A 14,783-nucleotide genomic window follows, 5' to 3' on the forward strand; every position below is an offset into this window, starting at 1 on the left:
ACACTGCGTCCCCTGTCACTCCGCGCGGTCTGCGCGTGGTGACGATCACTGCGCGCCGAGGACGCCGCCAGCGGCCTCCCGACGCCCCCGTTCCGATCCAACCGGGAGGCTGGATGCAAGCGTCCGTCCTCGCTCAAGGGGTCCAGTTCTCCTCGAGCGACTACGCCGTCGTGAGCGTGGTGGCGGTGATCGCGCTCATCGCTCTCGCCATCGGCTTCTTCCTGCGCCAGCAGGTCCTTGCCGCCGACGAGGGCACGCAGAACATGCGCGACATCGGCAAAGCCGTCCAGGAGGGCGCGAGCGCCTTCCTGCAGCGGCAGTTCCGCACTCTGGCGCCGTTCATCGTCATCGTGTTCCTGGTGCTCCTCGCGCTGCCCGCCGACAACTGGGGCGAGCGCATCGCGCGCTCGATCGCCTTCGTGTTCGGCGCGCTGTTCTCGATGAGCATCGGTGGCCTGGGCATGAACCTGGCCACCAAGGCGAACATCCGCGTCGCCGCCGCGTCGACCAAGCCCGGCGGTCGTGACGAAGGTGCCCGGATCGCGTTCCGCACCGGCGGTGTCGTCGGCATGGCGACGGTCGGCCTCGGTCTGCTCGGTGCGTCCGTCGTCGTGCTCATCTTCGTCGAGAACGCCCCGAAGGTCCTCGAGGGCTTCGGTCTCGGCGCCGCCCTGCTCGCCATGTTCATGCGTGTCGGCGGCGGCATCTTCACCAAGGCCGCCGACGTCGGCGCGGACCTGGTCGGCAAGGTCGAGCAGGGCATCCCCGAGGACGACCCCCGCAACGCCGCGACCATCGCCGACAACGTGGGCGACAACGTCGGCGACTGCGCCGGCATGGCCGCCGACCTCTTCGAGTCCTACGCGGTCATGCTGGTCGCGGCGCTGATCCTCGGCTCGGTCGCGTTCGGCACTCTCGGCCTGACCTACCCGCTGATCGTCCCGGCGATCGGCGTCCTGACGGCCATCATCGGCGTGTTCATCACCCGCACCCGTGAGGGCGAGAACGCGCTCAAGGCGATCAACCGCAGCTTCTACATCTCGGCCGGCATCTCGCTGGTCCTGACGATCATCGCGGCGTTCGTCTACCTGCCGTCCAGCTTCACCGAGCTGCCCGGTGTCAACGCGGCCTCCGTCGGCGACCTCGTGGCGGCGGGCAACCCGGCCCGCATCGCGGCGATCGCCGTCGCCATCGGCATCGTGCTGGCGATCATCATCCTCGCGCTGACCGGCTACTACACCGGCACCGAGGACAAGCCGGTCAAGGACGTCGGCACCTCGTCGCTCACCGGCGCGGCGACCGTCATCCTCGCCGGCATCTCGGTCGGGTTCGAGTCGGCCGTCTACACCGCGATCGTCATCGGGGCCGCGGTCTACGGCGCGTTCCTGCTCTCCGGCTCGGTCATCGTCGCGCTGTTCGCGGTCGCCATGGCCGGTACCGGCCTGCTCACCACGGTCGGCGTCATCGTCGCCATGGACACCTTCGGGCCGGTCTCCGACAACGCCCAGGGCATCGCCGAGATGTCCGGCGACGTCGACGAGAAGGCGGCCGAGATCCTCACCGAGCTCGACGCGGTGGGGAACACGACGAAGGCCATCACCAAGGGCATCGCGATCGCGACGGCCGTGCTCGCCGCGACCGCGCTGTTCGGCTCCTACAACGACGCCATCCGGCAGGGCTACGAGTCGGTCGGCAGCCAGCTGACCAACGACATCTACAACATCACCAGCCCGAACACGCTGGTCGGTGTCGTCCTCGGCGCGGCGGTCGTGTTCATGTTCTCGGGACTGGCGATCAACGCGGTGTCCCGGGCGGCCGGCGCGGTCGTCTACGAGGTCCGTCGCCAGTTCAACTCGATCCCCGGGATCATGGAGTACAAGGCGGGCGGCGGGGAGGCCGGTCGTCCGCAGTACGGCCGCGTCGTCGACCTCTGCACGCGGGACGCGCTGCGGGAGCTGGCGACGCCGGGTCTGCTCGCGATCCTCGCCCCGATCACCGTCGGCTTCGGTCTCGGTGTCGGCCCGCTCGCCGGGTACCTCGGCGGCGCGATCGCCGCGGGCACGCTCATGGCGGTGTTCCTCGCGAACTCCGGTGGTGCCTGGGACAACGCGAAGAAGCTGGTCGAGGACGGCAACCACGGTGGCAAGGGGTCGGACGCCCACGAGGCGACGATCATCGGTGACACCGTCGGTGACCCGTTCAAGGACACCGCGGGCCCGTCGATCAACCCGCTGATCAAGGTCATGAACCTGGTGTCGGTGCTCATCGCGCCGGCCGTGGTCGCCCTGTCCATCGGCCCGAGCGCCAACCCGGCGATCCGCATCCCGATCGCGGTCGTCGCCCTGCTCGGGATCGTGGTGGCGGTGTACGTGTCGAAGCGTCGTTCGACCGCGATCGCGGACTCGAACACCGACGCGCCGACGCCGGAGACCGTCAGCAGCTGACCTGAGCACGACGACAGGGCACCTCCGGCCACCGCGAGTGGTCGGAGGTGCCCTTCGTGCTGTTCCGGGGGCTCGTCGGAGTGTCAGCGATGGGCCATCGCTGACACTGGACGTCAGCAACTCCACATCGTCGCTCGGGCGGGCGCCGCGCGGGTCGGCCTCCTACACGCGTTCGAACGCATGTTCTACAGTGCGGTCGCGTGGGGCAGATGTCGTTCTACTCGGCGGACGCCCTGCCGCGCGCGATCACCGACCTCGAGGGCGTGCTCTGCGCGGGCGGGGTCATGACGCTGTTCGGGCGCGGGACGGCCGCCCGGCTCGCCATCGTCCTCGGCGCACCGCCGCTGCTCATCGAGGTTCCCGACGACGAGGTTCCCGACGACGAGGTCCCCGACGACGAGGCCCCGGTGCCGGTCCCGGACGAGCCGATCCGTGATCAGCAGGACCTGGTGGCTGCCGGCGGGCTCGCGGCGGAACCGTGGCGTCCCGATGATCAGCAGGCCTCCGTGGCTGTCCAGGAACCCGCCGGAGACCCACCCGGGACCGGTGATCACGGGCGCGAGTGGGACGAGGGAGTCGACGAGATCCCCGCCGACGAGTTCCCGACCCGCGACGAGGACCCCCGCCCGCCCGACGGCGCCCCGCCCGACGACGCCCCCTCCGACGGAGCGAGGGGCTCCTTCGTGCGGATAGATCGACCGAAGGGCCCCCTCGCTCAGAACGACGACGCTCAGAACGACGACGCTCAGAACGAGGACGGACCACCCGACGCGCCCACACCCGGCGTCGTGACCCCCGACCCCGTCGTGGAATGGCGTGCGCACGCCCTGTGTTGCGCCCTCCGAGGACGAGGAGTCCCCGCCGACGTGGAACGGCTGCCCGACGGGCGGCCCGTCGTGCGCAGCGCGTACCGGGCCGATCTCGTCGGGCTGGCCACCGCATGGCGGGGCGAGGACGGCGCGACGACCGTGCCGCGGGACCTCGAGCTCGACGGCCCCCGGTTACGGCTGTGGGTCCTGGCCGCCGGACGGCGGCGTGGCCGTGCTTACACTCTCGGTCTCGACCCGCACGCACGGGCGACGCACGAGCCCCTGCTCACGGCGTGTCAGCGTGCGGGCCTCGGCGCCACCCTGGCCGGGGACGAGGACGATCCCGTGGTCGAGATCGTCGGGCAGCGCCGACAGCGCCGTCTGGCTGAGCTCGTCGGAGACCGGCCACGGTCCCTCGTGGAGGGTGTCTGGCCGGAGTGAGCTCCACCGGACGGTGCCGTGGTGAGGCTGTGACCTGCACCGATCGGACGGTCGACACAGGGTGGACACGGGAACGACAGCGGGGCATGACACGTTCTCGATGGCACGAACGCCGCGGTGAGGCACACTGGCGGCGAGTGGGGCACCGGACGACCGGGCTCCGCGAAGCGACGAGACGAGGCATGACTGGTGGCAGCGGGAAAGGCAGCGGCCGGTTCCACGGGGTCGACGACGACACGGAGCGCAACCACGACGGCGTCCGCGGGCACCGCGACGGTGGACGAGACGGCGACGGAGCAGACCGCTCCGGCGTCGCGTGGTCGGACGTCGGGCACGCGCAGGTCCACCGGGGCGAAGAGCTCCGGGGGCGGCCGCAAGAACGGTGGGGGCACGACGACGGCGGCCGGTGACGGCAACCGTCGTCTGGTGATCGTCGAGTCGCCCGCGAAGGCCCGGAAGATCGCGGACTACCTGGGCTCGAGCTACATCGTCGAGTCCAGCCGCGGCCACATCCGTGACCTGCCGCGGGGCGCCGCGGACGTGCCCGCCAAGTACAAGGGCGAGAGCTGGGCGCGGCTCGGGGTCGATGTCGACAACTCCTTCGAGCCGCTCTACATCGTCACGCCGGACAAGAAGTCCACGGTCACCGAGCTCAAGGACGCCCTCAAGGAGGTCGACGAGCTCTACCTCGCGACTGATGGTGACCGCGAGGGCGAGGCCATCGCCTGGCACCTGCTCGAGACGCTGAAGCCGAAGGTCCCGGTCCGGCGCATGGTGTTCCACGAGATCACCGAGTCGGCCATCCAGGCCGCCGCCGCGAACCCGCGCGACCTCGACAAGGACCTCGTCGACGCGCAGGAGACCCGCCGCATCCTCGACCGGCTCTACGGCTACGAGGTCAGCCCCGTGCTGTGGAAGAAGGTCATGCCGAAGCTCTCGGCGGGCCGCGTGCAGTCGGTGGCGACGCGCGTGATCGTCGAGCGCGAGCGCGAGCGGATGGCCTTCGTCTCGGCCTCCTACTGGGGCATCGACGCGGTCCTGCGCACCGACAAGGAGCAGGCCCAGGGCAACACCCCGACCTTCAAGGCCTCCCTGACGGCGGTCGACGGGTCCCGGGTGGCCACCGGTCGCGACTTCGACTCGCTGGGCCAGCTGAAGTCGGGCGAGGTCCGGCGGCTGGACGAGGCCGACGCGCGCCGGCTGGCCGAGGCGCTGGGCTCGAGCGAGTACACGGTCAGCTCCGTCGAGGAGAAGCCGTACACCCGTAAGCCCTATCCGCCGTTCATGACCTCCACCCTCCAGCAGGAGGGCGGCCGCAAGCTGCGGTTCTCGTCCGAGCGGACGATGCGCACCGCGCAGCGGCTGTACGAGAACGGCTACATCACCTACATGCGTACGGACTCCACCACGCTGTCGGAGACCGCGATCAACGCCGCGCGCAACCAGGCGCGGGACCTCTACGGCGCCGAGAACGTCGCCGAGTCCCCCCGCCAGTACACGCGCAAGGTGAAGAACGCCCAGGAGGCCCACGAGGCCATCCGGCCCGCCGGGGACTCCTTCCGGACGCCGGGTCAGGTCGCGAATGAGCTCGGCGGCGACGAGTTCCGCCTCTACGAGCTCATCTGGCAGCGCACGATCGCCAGCCAGATGCGCGACGCCCGCGGCACGACGATGACCGTGCGGATCACGGCGCCCGCATCGACCGGCGAGGAGTGCACCTTCTCCGCGTCCGGCCGCACCATCACCTTCCCCGGCTTCCTGCGGGCGTACGTCGAGACGGTCGACGAGCTCGAGGGCGGTCAGGCCGACGACGCCGAGAGCCGCCTGCCCCGGCTGGCCGAGGGCGACGGGCTCTCCGCCGACGAGCTGGAGCCGTCCGGGCACGCCACGAGCCCACCGGCGCGCTACACCGAGGCGAGCCTGGTGAAGACCCTGGAGGAGCGGGGCATCGGCCGGCCGTCGACCTACGCCTCGATCATCAACACCATCCAGGAACGCGGCTACGTCTGGAAGAAGGGCGCCGCGCTCGTCCCCAGCTGGATCGCGTTCTCCGTCGTCGGGCTGATGGAGAAGCACTTCGAGCGGCTCGTCGACTACGACTTCACGGCCACGCTCGAGGACGAGCTCGACTCGATCGCCGCGGGCAACGCGCAGCGCCAGACCTGGCTGTCGCACTTCTACTTCGGCGGCCAGAACGGCGAGAACGGCAACGCGCCCAGCGGCAGCGGTGTCGAGGCGTCGATGACGCACCTGGGCGGGCTGAAGAAGCTCGTCGGGGACAACCTCGAGGGCATCGACGCCCGCGAGGTCAACTCGTTGCGGATGTTCGCCGACGACGAGGGCCGCGATGTCGTGGTGCGGGTCGGCCGCTACGGGCCGTACCTGGAGCGGATGATCACCGGCGACGATGGTGAGGAGAAGTCGCAGCGGGCGAACCTGCCCGACGACCTCCCGCCCGACGAGCTCGACCTCGCGCTCGCCGAGCAGCTGTTCTCGACGCCGCAGGAGGGGCGCTCGCTGGGCACCGACCCGGAGTCGGGACACGAGATCCTCGCCAAGGAGGGCCGCTTCGGGCCGTACGTGACCGAGGTGCTGCCGGAGGGGGCGAAGGAGAAGCCCCGCACCGGTTCGCTCTTCAAGTCGATGACGCTCGCCGAGATGACGCTCGAGGACGCGCTCAAGCTGCTCTCGCTGCCACGGGTGGTCGGCACCGACCCGGAGTCGGGCGTGGAGATCACAGCCCAGAACGGCCGGTACGGGCCGTACATCAAGAAGGACAAGGACTCCCGCTCGCTCGACAGCGAGGAGGCGCTCTTCACGGTCACCCTCGAGGAGGCCCAGAAGATCTTCGCGCAGCCGAAGCAGCGCGGGCGGGCCGCCGCGAAGCCGCCGCTCAAGGAGCTCGGCAAGGACCCGGTCTCCGGCGAGCCGATGGTCGTCAAGGACGGCCGCTTCGGGCCGTACGTCACCGACGGCACCGGCTACAACGCGTCGCTGCGCAAGGGCGACGACGTCGACACGCTGACCGACGAGCGGGCCGCCGAGCTGCTCGCCGAGAAGCGGGCGAAGGGTCCGGCGCCGAAGAAGACGACGTCGAAGTCGTCGTCCTCCAAGTCGACCGCTTCCAAGTCGACGGCGTCGAAGTCCACCGCGTCGAAGTCGACCGCGTCTAAGTCCACAGCCTCGAAGTCGACCGCGTCGAAGTCGGGCACGACGACGAAGAAGGCGCCGGCGAAGAAGCCGACGACGCGGAAGTCGCCGACCACCTGACGTCGCACGCACCCGACGTCGCACGCACCTGACGTCGCACAGAATCACCGCACGACGAGGGGCACGTCAGACATCTCCGGGAGTCTCCGGATCTGCCTGATGTGCCCCTCGTTCGTGTCTCGTGGGCGCTAACGTCCGTCTCGACCAGCGCGATAGGCCGGATGCCCGGGGCGCGATGGAGCTCCCGGACCAGTCCGGGGGAACCTGTCGATGATCGTGCGCTCGCACGCTGCCCGTCCCGTCATGCTGGCCGTGACGGCCGTCGTCGGGGCCCTGCTCCTCGGTGGGTGTGCGCCGACCGAGACGCCCCGGTCGCTGTCCTCGACGTCCTCCGCGACGACAGCGCCGGCCGTCTCGCCGGCGGCGGGGACCGCCACCCAGGACACCGCGGCCGCCGCGCCGGCCGGGACGACGACCATGGTGACCCGGGTGATCGACGGCGACACCTTCGTGGTCACCGGGAACGTGAAGATCCGCGTGCTGGGCATCGACTCCTGCGAGTCGAACACCCCCGGCGGCACCCGCGCGACGCAGGCCGCGCAGGCCGCGATCCTCGGCCAGCCGGTCCGGCTGACCGCCCAGCCGGGGGTCGACCTCGACCGCTACGGCCGGGAGCTGCGCTACGTCTCCTACTCCGGCGGCGACTTCGCGGAGATGATGGTCCGCGGCGACCACACCGCGATCTACACCAAGGGGCACGACGACGCCTCGGCCGCCGTCCAGGCGCGACTGCAGGCGCTCGACGCGAACGGTCGGACGTGCGGGGACCCGGTGAGCAGCACCACCTCGGCCCCGCGACCCGCGCCCGCCGTCGGGACCCCGAAGCCGCAGCCCCGTCCGGCTGCCGCGGTTGCCCCGGCCGCCCCGGCGAGCTCGGCCTACTACGCCAACTGCACCGCGGCCCGGGCGGCCGGCGTCGCCCCGCTGCACCGCGGGGAGCCCGGGTACAGCGCCAAGCTCGACCGGGACGGTGACGGGATCGCCTGCGAGTGAGTCACTCGGAGGTGTAGGAGTACCCGCCCGGGAGATCGACGGTCTTCTTCTTGGTCCGGCTGTTCCAGGTGAACGGACCCAGCTTGAAGCTGTAGGACACCGTCTTGCCGCCCGACTCCGACCGGGACACGTTCCGCCAGATCGGCAGCGGTCCCATGCGACGGTGCTTGCGGTAGTTCAGGCCCACGGGGTCCTCCCGAATCGGATGATCGTTCGAAAGGGCGTTCCCCGTGATCGTCGACCTCACTCCTGACGGGGGCCGACGAACGCCCACGCCTCCTCGGCGAGGGCCAGCCACCGCTCGGGGTCGACGGCCGGGACGGCGACCCACTCCTTCATCGGGCGTCCCCGCCCAGCGCCGAACGGGGCGCCGTCCCCGGCCGCGATCAGCGCGCTGACCCGCGGCGCCGGGAGCTTCACGACGAGGGCCGCGTCGCGCAGCATCGCGAAGATCGAGCCGTGGACGGTGAGGGCGTCCGCCCCGAACGCCCGCCGGGTGGGGTCGGATGGCGCCACCCCCGGCCGGTCGCGCAGCGCGGCGACGACGCCGGCGAAACACTCCTCGGGATCCACCTGGTCAGCCTTCCGCGACCGGATGCTGGCCCGGGACGCCCGATCGTGTGATGGTCGGGGGATGGAGGCTTCCGGTCCGCGCCACTCCGACCCGCTCGCCGGGACGGACGGGACTGCACCCCCGCCGCCCACGGCCGATCCCGCCGCCGGCACGACCCGTCCGTCCGACCTGCGGCTGCCGCCCCTCGCCGACGCCGACGGGGTGGCCCGCTGGATGGACGAGGACCGCGAGCGCGGTCTGGCGCTCTGGGCGCCCGAGGTCCGCGACGTGCCGACGCCGCGCCCGCTGCCCCCGCCGCGTCGTCGTCGCACCCTGCCGCCGGAGACCAGCGACGAGACCACCGCGGTGTCCGGCGGGCCCCCGGAGGACGAGCCGGCGTGGCGACGGGAGCGGCGCGAGGAGGCCGAGTTCCGCGCCGAGTTCGGGGAGTGGCGTCCGGGGCGCGCGGCCGCTCCGACGGCGGGCCGGTCGGGCGGCTTCCTCGGCGGCGTGCGCCTGGGCGCGCCGCTGCTGGTGCTGATCGCGGTCCTCATCGCCGTCGCGGCCCTGGCCCTGCACCTCTGAGGGAGGGCTGTCGGACCCCTGGGGCATCATCGGGTCATGAGCGTGTGGTCCCAGGTCGTCGGCCAGCCCGAGGCCGTCGCCGAGCTGCGGGCCGCTGCCGAGCACGCCGCGCACGTCCGCTTCTCGAGTGACGGCGAGGGTGAGGAGGGCGCCCGCGGCGGCGCGATGACCCACGCCTGGCTCTTCACCGGTCCGCCGGGCTCGGGGCGTTCGGTGGCCGCGCGGGCCTTCGCCGCGGCGCTGCAGTGCCCGCGCCAGGGGTGCGACGCGTGCCAGGTGTGCCGCACGGTGGCCGCCGGGACGCACGCCGACGTCCACGAGGTCGCCACCGAGGGACTCTCGCTGGGCGTGAAGGAGATGCGCGGCATGATCGAGCGCGCCGCTCGCATGCCCACCACGGCGCGCTGGCAGATCATCCTGATCGAGGACGCCGACCGGATGACCGAGCAGGCCTCCAACGCCGTCCTCAAGGCAGTCGAGGAGCCGAACGAGCGCACCGTGTTCCTGCTCTGCGCGCCCAGCGAGCACCCGGACGACGTCAGCGTCACCATCCGTTCCCGCTGCCGCCCGCTGCGCCTGCGCACCCCCGTCATGTCGGCGATCGCCGAGGTCCTGGCGGAGCGGGACGGGATCGACGCCGAGACCGCGAGCTGGGCCGCCAGTGTGTGCGGCGGGCACATCGGTCGGGCCCGGCGGTTGGCTCGCGACGACGACGCCCGGAACCGTCGGGAGGCCGTCCTCGCCGTGCCCCGCTCGCTGCGCAGCGCCGCCGAGGTGTTCGCCGCCGCCGACGGGCTCGTGGGCGCCGCCGAGGCCGAGGTCACCGCGCTCACCGGCGAGCGCGACGAGGCCGAGCGGGAGGAGCTGGCCGTCTCGATGGGGGCCGGCGGCTCGGGGAAGGGCGTCGCGCAGGCCCAGCGCGCGGCCAAGGCGGCGGAGAAGGACCTCGAGAAGCAGCAGAGGTTGCGCGCCACCCGCACGCGCCGCGACGCGCTCGACCGCGCCCTGGTCGATCTCGCCGGCTACTACCGCGACGTGCTCGTCCGCGGGTTCGGCGCCGAGGTGACCGCGACCCACCCGGACCGGGCCCGCGAGGTGGAGTCCGCGGCCCGGGACGACTCCCGCGAGTCCGCGCTGCGCCGCCTGGAGGCGATCCTCGCCTGCCGGGAGGCCCTCGAGACCAACGTCAAGCCGCAGATCGCCGTCGAGGCGATGGTGACGGCGCTGCGGGCCGGGTAGCGCTCGCCTCGTCTCGACCCACCCCGTTCCGGCGGTGGACGCCGTCGTCGAAATCTCTCGAATGTCCGCTTCGTAGCTGCTACGTTCGCCGCCATGCCGGAATTCCGGATTTCCGTAGCAACGGTGCTGCTGCTGCTCGTGCTCTCCGGATGCGCGGCGCCGGCCTCGCCGGACCCGCTCGGGCTGCCCGCGAACCCGCCCCGACCCGCGACGTGCACACCGCCGACATCGACCGATCTGACGACCGCGCCGGGCTGGCTGAACCGGATCGCGTCGGCGCCCGGGACGGTCGGGCTGGTCGTCGACGACGGGCGGGGTCGGGTGGTCTCGCACGAGGCGACGACGCCGTTCCCGCTGGCCTCGGCGGTCAAGGTGGTGCACCTGGCGGCGTACGCCCGGGCGGTGACGGATGGCCGGATCCGGCCCGACGAGCCGGTGGCACGCGCCGACTGGGAGCGCTGGTACGTGCCGGGGACCGACGGCGGCGTGCACCCGGAGGCACTGGCCCGGCTCGGGAACGGCCCCACCGACACGGCCGACCAGGTGGTCTCGGCGATGATCCGGGAGAGCGACAACGCGGCGGCCGACTGGCTGCGTGGCCGGCTCGGCGACGAAGCCCTGCGGGAGGCGGCCGCGTCGGCGGGGTGGGCGGACGTCGACCTGCCGTCCTTCGTCGGGGCGACCGCCCGCTTCGCCCTCCCTGACCGCGCGTCGGCCGGGGCGGGTCGGGCCCAGATCGCGACGATCGACGCGCAGCTCGGTCGGCAGGTCGCCGACGACCCGGCGTTCCGCGTCGAGGTCCAGCGTCGGTACGCGGCCGCGGCCGAGCAGGACCCGGAACGGTTCCTCGCCGATCAGCAGCGGTGGACCGACACCACCGCCGCCGGCACGCCCGTCCAGCTCCTCAGGCTCCACCGTGCGATCGCGACCGGGACGGTGCCCGGCGCCGACATCGTGCGGCGGCAGCTCACCTACCAGGGCCCGACCCCGGGGCTGGGCACGATCGGGTTCAAGGCCGGGAGCTTCGTGGACGTCGTGACGTTCGGGTCGTTCGTCCGGCGCGACGACGGGTCGTTGGGCTACGCGGTCGTTCTCGGTCGTGATCTGCCACTGCTGCCGCTCACCGGCACCCAGGCCCGCGGCCAGCAGACGATGGCCCTCGACGCGCTCCGTTCCCCCGCGGGTTTCGACCGCCTGCTCTGTGTCGCCTGAGGGCGAGGTTGGGACGATGCCACGGTGACGTCCGACGACCGCCTGGCCGACCTCGAGGCCCGGATCGCAGCCCTGGAAGGGGCGCCGGCGCGCTCGCCGGGTGAGGCGGTCGACGCCGTCGACGGGTCGGGGGCGGTCGGCTACGAGGGCGACGTGAGGCTGCACGGCCAGGTGTCGTGGACGATCCGCTACTCGCCGACCGCTGTGCTCGACCTCCCCGCGCCACCGACCGCCGAGGTCCTCGCCGCGCTGGGGCACCCGGTGCGCCTCGCGCTCGTCCGGCGGTTGCTCGCCGGCCCGGCGAGCGCCGCGCAGCTGCAGGAAGCGGCCGAGCTCTCCTCGACCGGGCAGGTGTACCACCACCTGCGGGCGCTGACCTCCGCGCGCGTCGTCGAGCAGGACGGGCGCTCCTTCCGGGTCCCGACGACGGGCGTGGTCCCGGTGCTCACGATGATCCTCGCTGCTGGGGACGTGGCCGGCCTGCTGCGGTGAGTTGTGCCGTTCGGCCCCTGAAGGTCGGCTCGGGTGGTTAGCGTGCTCGGGGTGAGCACTCCCGTCCCGCCGCCGGGGCTCTACACGCAGCCGCCGACCGGTCCGCCGCCGTCCCTGGCCGAGCGACCGGTCGGAGCGGCGGACCCGGCGGTGCTGACCGACGGGCAGGTCGTGCCCCGCCAGGTCGTGCCCGCGCCGACCGGAGGAGGAGCGTTCTCGGTCGATCTCGACCGAGCGCCGGAGGTCCTGCAAGATCTGGAGAACGCCCGCCAGGAACTGATCGTGCTCCGCAGGGACGCACTCCGTCTCGGGCAGGTGGATCCGTCGTCGAACGACCAGGTCAGTCGCGACGCGGCGGCCGTTCTCGGGGCGGTCGCCGTCGGTGGTCCGGGTTCTCTCGTGGAAGCTCTCGACGGAGGCATCGAGCGGCTGGCGCACCTGATCGGGGCCATCTCGGCCGAGCTCGGTTCGTACTCTGCGACGGAGCAGGGCAACGGTGCGCAGTTCGACCGCGCGTAAAGCGCTGGTCGTCCTCGTCATGGCGGCGGCTGTGGTCACTGCGTGTGCCGCCCCGCAACGGGCCCCATCGCGTCCGGGGCAACCGGCCGACGAGACCACTCCGCGCTACGGCGCGCCCGCGGTCGAACGGCCCCTCGACGTCTCGCGAATCTTCAGCGATCCCTGCGGAGCCACGTTGACGGTGCCTGAACTACGACAGTTCGACATTCATGACGAGGGCCGTCCGCGGAGCTACCTCGGGGACAGCGAGTGCTCCTGGAGCTCGCGAGCCGGAGACGTCCTCTCGCTGGGGGTCGACAACAACCGCGATTCGCTGGTCGATACCTATCGGAGTCCCCACCTGCCGGTGTTCGTTCCGACGAAGGTCGGTGGATACCCATCGGTGCGTCAGAAGACGAACGACAAGTACAACGCGTGCACGGTGACCACCGGCCTCGGCCAGCGCCGGGCTCTCCAGGCGGACTGGACCGGACTCGCGCCGGCCTCGCCTGGGGTCGATCCCTGCCAGCGGGCCGAGGACGCGATCGCGCTGGTGATCCGGAAGCTCCCGCCACAGAAGTGATATGCCGCAACCGAGTCACGATGACTCGGTTGCGCGCGAGCTCTACCGAGGAGCGGAGCGTCGCACCACCAGACGCCGGGCCCTGCTCCGCCGCCACAATTTCTTCTGGACCAACCGAGTCACCGTGACTCGGTCGCGCCGCACCAGTTGGTCCCCGCAGGAGTCCCGTCCACGGGTGCGATTCCACGGCACCGAGCCACGCCGCCCGGAACGGCTGCCGCCGTGTGATCGCCGGCCACGGTTCTCGACCGCCTCGTCGGACCGGCACCCTCACCCCTCGGCGACGTCCACCACCGTGGCACCCGTCGCCGCCAGGAGCTCATCCGGTGTCGCGTCGAACACCGTCCGGGGCGAGCCCGCCGCGGCCCACACGCGGGACCACCCGAGCACACCCCGCTCGACATAGGTCCGCACCGGCGAGGTGAGACCCACCGGCGCCACTCCACCGATCGCGAACCCCGTCCGCTCCCGGACGAACGATCCCGACCCCTGCTCCACGGCAGACCCGAGCAGCGTCGCCAGCCGGTCGACATCCACGCGCGTCGATCCGGACGCCAGCACCAGCACCGCCTCGTCGGACGACGGCACCCGGAACACGAGCGACTTCACGATCTGCCCGACCTCGCAGCCGAGTGCCGCGCCCGCCTCGGCCGCGGTCCGCGTCGACTCCGGCAGCTCGCGCACCCGCCCGTCCATCCCGAGTTCGGACAGGGCCGCAGCGACCCGATCGACACTCCGCACCTTCGCCACGCCGAGCATCGTCGCGTGGCCGTCCACCGACTTGCGGCCGACCCGGCGGGTGAGTGGCGCCGTTCGCTCGTCAGATGTCAGCAACGGACCATCGCTGACAAGCGCCGCCGACCCCTCCATCCGGCGGTTCGCCAGCACCGGCAGCACCGACCGCGTCTTCTCCACCGAGGCGGTGTCGACGTCGACGATCAGCAGCCCGGGTTCCGCCTCCAGCGACTCCTCGACCACCCCGAACGGCGACGCCACCAGCGAGTGCCCGACGCCCCGCGGAGCCTTTCCCGGGTCGATGCCGCGGGCGAGGGGGTCGGCCTGGTCGCAGGCGAGCACGTACGTCGTCGAGTCGATCGCGCGAGCGCGCACGAGCAGCTCCCACTGCTCGACCTTCCCCGGACCGGCGCCCCACGAGGCGGGGAGCAGCACCGCCGAGGCGCCGCGGTCGGCCAGCGCGCGGAAGAGCTCGGGGAAGCGGATGTCGTAGCAGACCGCGAGGCCGAGGGTCTCGCCGTCGACCTCGATCACGACGGGCTCGGTCCCGGGCGCGACGGTGTCCGACTCCGCGAACCCGAACGCGTCGTAGAGATGGATCTTGTCGTAGGAGGTGTCGACCCCACGACCCGTCGCGAGCAGCGTGTTCGTCACGCGCCCGTCGGAGGTCGGCGTGAACATCCCCGCGACGACGAGCACGCCGTGCTGCTCGGCGATCCCCCGGACCTCGGTCGCCCACGGCCCGTCCAGCGGCTCGGCGACGGGCTTCAGCGAGACCCCGAACCGGCACATCGTCGCCTCGGGGAACACGACGACCGAGGCGCCCTGCTGCGCGGCGAGCGCGGTGTGGTCGGCGACCAGCTCGAGGTTCGCGGCCGGATTGTCGGACGCCAGGATCTGGGCGAGGGCAACGCGCATGCCGCCGTGTA

Annotated in this window: 13 protein-coding genes and 1 pseudogene; 10 read left to right on the forward strand and 4 right to left on the reverse strand. The window is 72.1% G+C overall.

Annotation, left to right across the window (positions count from 1 at the left end; translation table 11 throughout):
- Positions 1-113: 113 nt before the first annotated feature.
- From LQ327_RS09235 to LQ327_RS09250, 4 genes are all read left to right on the forward strand, one after another.
- Complete coding sequence (locus tag LQ327_RS09235; RefSeq protein ID WP_230731834.1) at positions 114-2,444, forward strand: sodium-translocating pyrophosphatase; 2,331 nt, start codon at positions 114-116, stop codon at positions 2,442-2,444.
- A 200-nt stretch (positions 2,445-2,644) separates the two neighbouring features.
- Positions 2,645-3,694, forward strand: a complete 1,050-nt coding sequence (locus LQ327_RS09240; protein WP_230731835.1) for a hypothetical protein — start codon at positions 2,645-2,647, stop codon at positions 3,692-3,694.
- Positions 3,695-4,117: 423 nt separating this feature from the next.
- Positions 4,118-6,964, forward strand: coding sequence for a type I DNA topoisomerase (topA, locus tag LQ327_RS09245; protein WP_230733202.1), 2,847 nt, complete (start codon positions 4,118-4,120; stop codon positions 6,962-6,964).
- A 243-nt stretch (positions 6,965-7,207) separates the two neighbouring features.
- Positions 7,208-7,957 (forward strand): thermonuclease family protein, encoded by a 750-nt coding sequence (locus LQ327_RS09250; protein WP_230731837.1) that lies wholly within the window; start codon positions 7,208-7,210, stop codon positions 7,955-7,957.
- 1 nt (position 7,958) lies between these two features.
- Here LQ327_RS09250 and LQ327_RS09255 read toward each other — a convergent pair whose 3' ends face one another.
- Positions 7,959-8,144, reverse strand: coding sequence for a DUF4236 domain-containing protein (locus tag LQ327_RS09255; RefSeq protein ID WP_230731839.1), 186 nt, complete (start codon positions 8,142-8,144; stop codon positions 7,959-7,961).
- A gap of 56 nt (positions 8,145-8,200) precedes the next feature.
- Positions 8,201-8,530 carry a TfoX/Sxy family protein gene (locus tag LQ327_RS09260; protein WP_230731840.1) on the reverse strand — a complete coding sequence of 110 codons (330 nt, stop codon included), beginning with the start codon at positions 8,528-8,530 and terminating at the stop codon, positions 8,201-8,203.
- A 61-nt stretch (positions 8,531-8,591) separates the two neighbouring features.
- Between LQ327_RS09260 and LQ327_RS09265 the strand changes: the two genes are divergently transcribed.
- The 6 genes from LQ327_RS09265 to LQ327_RS09290 all read left to right on the forward strand — a co-directional run bounded on the left by LQ327_RS09265 (position 8,592) and on the right by LQ327_RS09290 (position 13,119).
- Positions 8,592-9,095, forward strand: a complete 504-nt coding sequence (locus LQ327_RS09265) for a hypothetical protein (protein ID WP_230731841.1) — start codon at positions 8,592-8,594, stop codon at positions 9,093-9,095.
- Between the two features lie 36 nt (positions 9,096-9,131).
- Positions 9,132-10,334 carry a DNA polymerase III subunit delta' gene (locus LQ327_RS09270; protein WP_230731843.1) on the forward strand — a complete coding sequence of 401 codons (1,203 nt, stop codon included), beginning with the start codon at positions 9,132-9,134 and terminating at the stop codon, positions 10,332-10,334.
- Positions 10,335-10,427: 93 nt separating this feature from the next.
- The gene (locus LQ327_RS09275) at positions 10,428-11,546 is read left to right on the forward strand and encodes a serine hydrolase (protein ID WP_230731845.1); all 1,119 of its coding nucleotides are present in this window, start codon (positions 10,428-10,430) and stop codon (positions 11,544-11,546) included.
- A gap of 24 nt (positions 11,547-11,570) precedes the next feature.
- The gene (locus tag LQ327_RS09280) at positions 11,571-12,038 is read left to right on the forward strand and encodes an ArsR/SmtB family transcription factor (RefSeq protein ID WP_230731849.1); all 468 of its coding nucleotides are present in this window, start codon (positions 11,571-11,573) and stop codon (positions 12,036-12,038) included.
- A 51-nt stretch (positions 12,039-12,089) separates the two neighbouring features.
- A complete protein-coding gene (locus LQ327_RS09285; protein WP_230731850.1) occupies positions 12,090-12,557 on the forward strand; it encodes a hypothetical protein in 468 nt (155 codons plus the stop codon).
- The gene (locus LQ327_RS09290) at positions 12,535-13,119 is read left to right on the forward strand and encodes a DUF3558 domain-containing protein (RefSeq protein ID WP_230731851.1); all 585 of its coding nucleotides are present in this window, start codon (positions 12,535-12,537) and stop codon (positions 13,117-13,119) included. The genes LQ327_RS09285 and LQ327_RS09290 overlap by 23 nt, the downstream gene beginning before the upstream one ends.
- 270 nt (positions 13,120-13,389) lie before the next feature.
- Here the strand turns inward: LQ327_RS09290 and LQ327_RS09295 are convergent, their stop codons facing one another.
- Positions 13,390-13,989 carry a YbaK/EbsC family protein gene (locus LQ327_RS09295; RefSeq protein WP_308286289.1) on the reverse strand — a complete coding sequence of 200 codons (600 nt, stop codon included), beginning with the start codon at positions 13,987-13,989 and terminating at the stop codon, positions 13,390-13,392.
- Positions 13,987-14,772: pseudogene (locus LQ327_RS09300) on the reverse strand (carbon-nitrogen hydrolase family protein); the annotation flags it as partial. The pseudogene LQ327_RS09300 and the gene LQ327_RS09295, both read right to left, overlap by 3 nt.
- Positions 14,773-14,783: the final 11 nt, after the last annotated feature.

The organism is Actinomycetospora endophytica (assembly GCF_021026375.1).
GTDB classification, from domain to species: Bacteria; Actinomycetota; Actinomycetes; order Mycobacteriales; family Pseudonocardiaceae; genus Actinomycetospora; species Actinomycetospora endophytica.

Coding starts and splice junctions, on each gene's coding strand:
- LQ327_RS09235 (WP_230731834.1), top strand. CDS start 114: ATGCAAGCGTCCGTCCTCGCTCAAGGGGTCCAGTTCTCCTCGAGCGAC.
- LQ327_RS09250 (WP_230731837.1), top strand. CDS start 7,208: ATGCTGGCCGTGACGGCCGTCGTCGGGGCCCTGCTCCTCGGTGGGTGT.
- LQ327_RS09265 (WP_230731841.1), top strand. CDS start 8,592: ATGGAGGCTTCCGGTCCGCGCCACTCCGACCCGCTCGCCGGGACGGAC.
- LQ327_RS09270 (WP_230731843.1), top strand. CDS start 9,132: ATGAGCGTGTGGTCCCAGGTCGTCGGCCAGCCCGAGGCCGTCGCCGAG.
- LQ327_RS09275 (WP_230731845.1), top strand. CDS start 10,428: ATGCCGGAATTCCGGATTTCCGTAGCAACGGTGCTGCTGCTGCTCGTG.
- LQ327_RS09295 (WP_308286289.1), bottom strand. CDS start 13,989: ATGGAGGGGTCGGCGGCGCTTGTCAGCGATGGTCCGTTGCTGACATCT.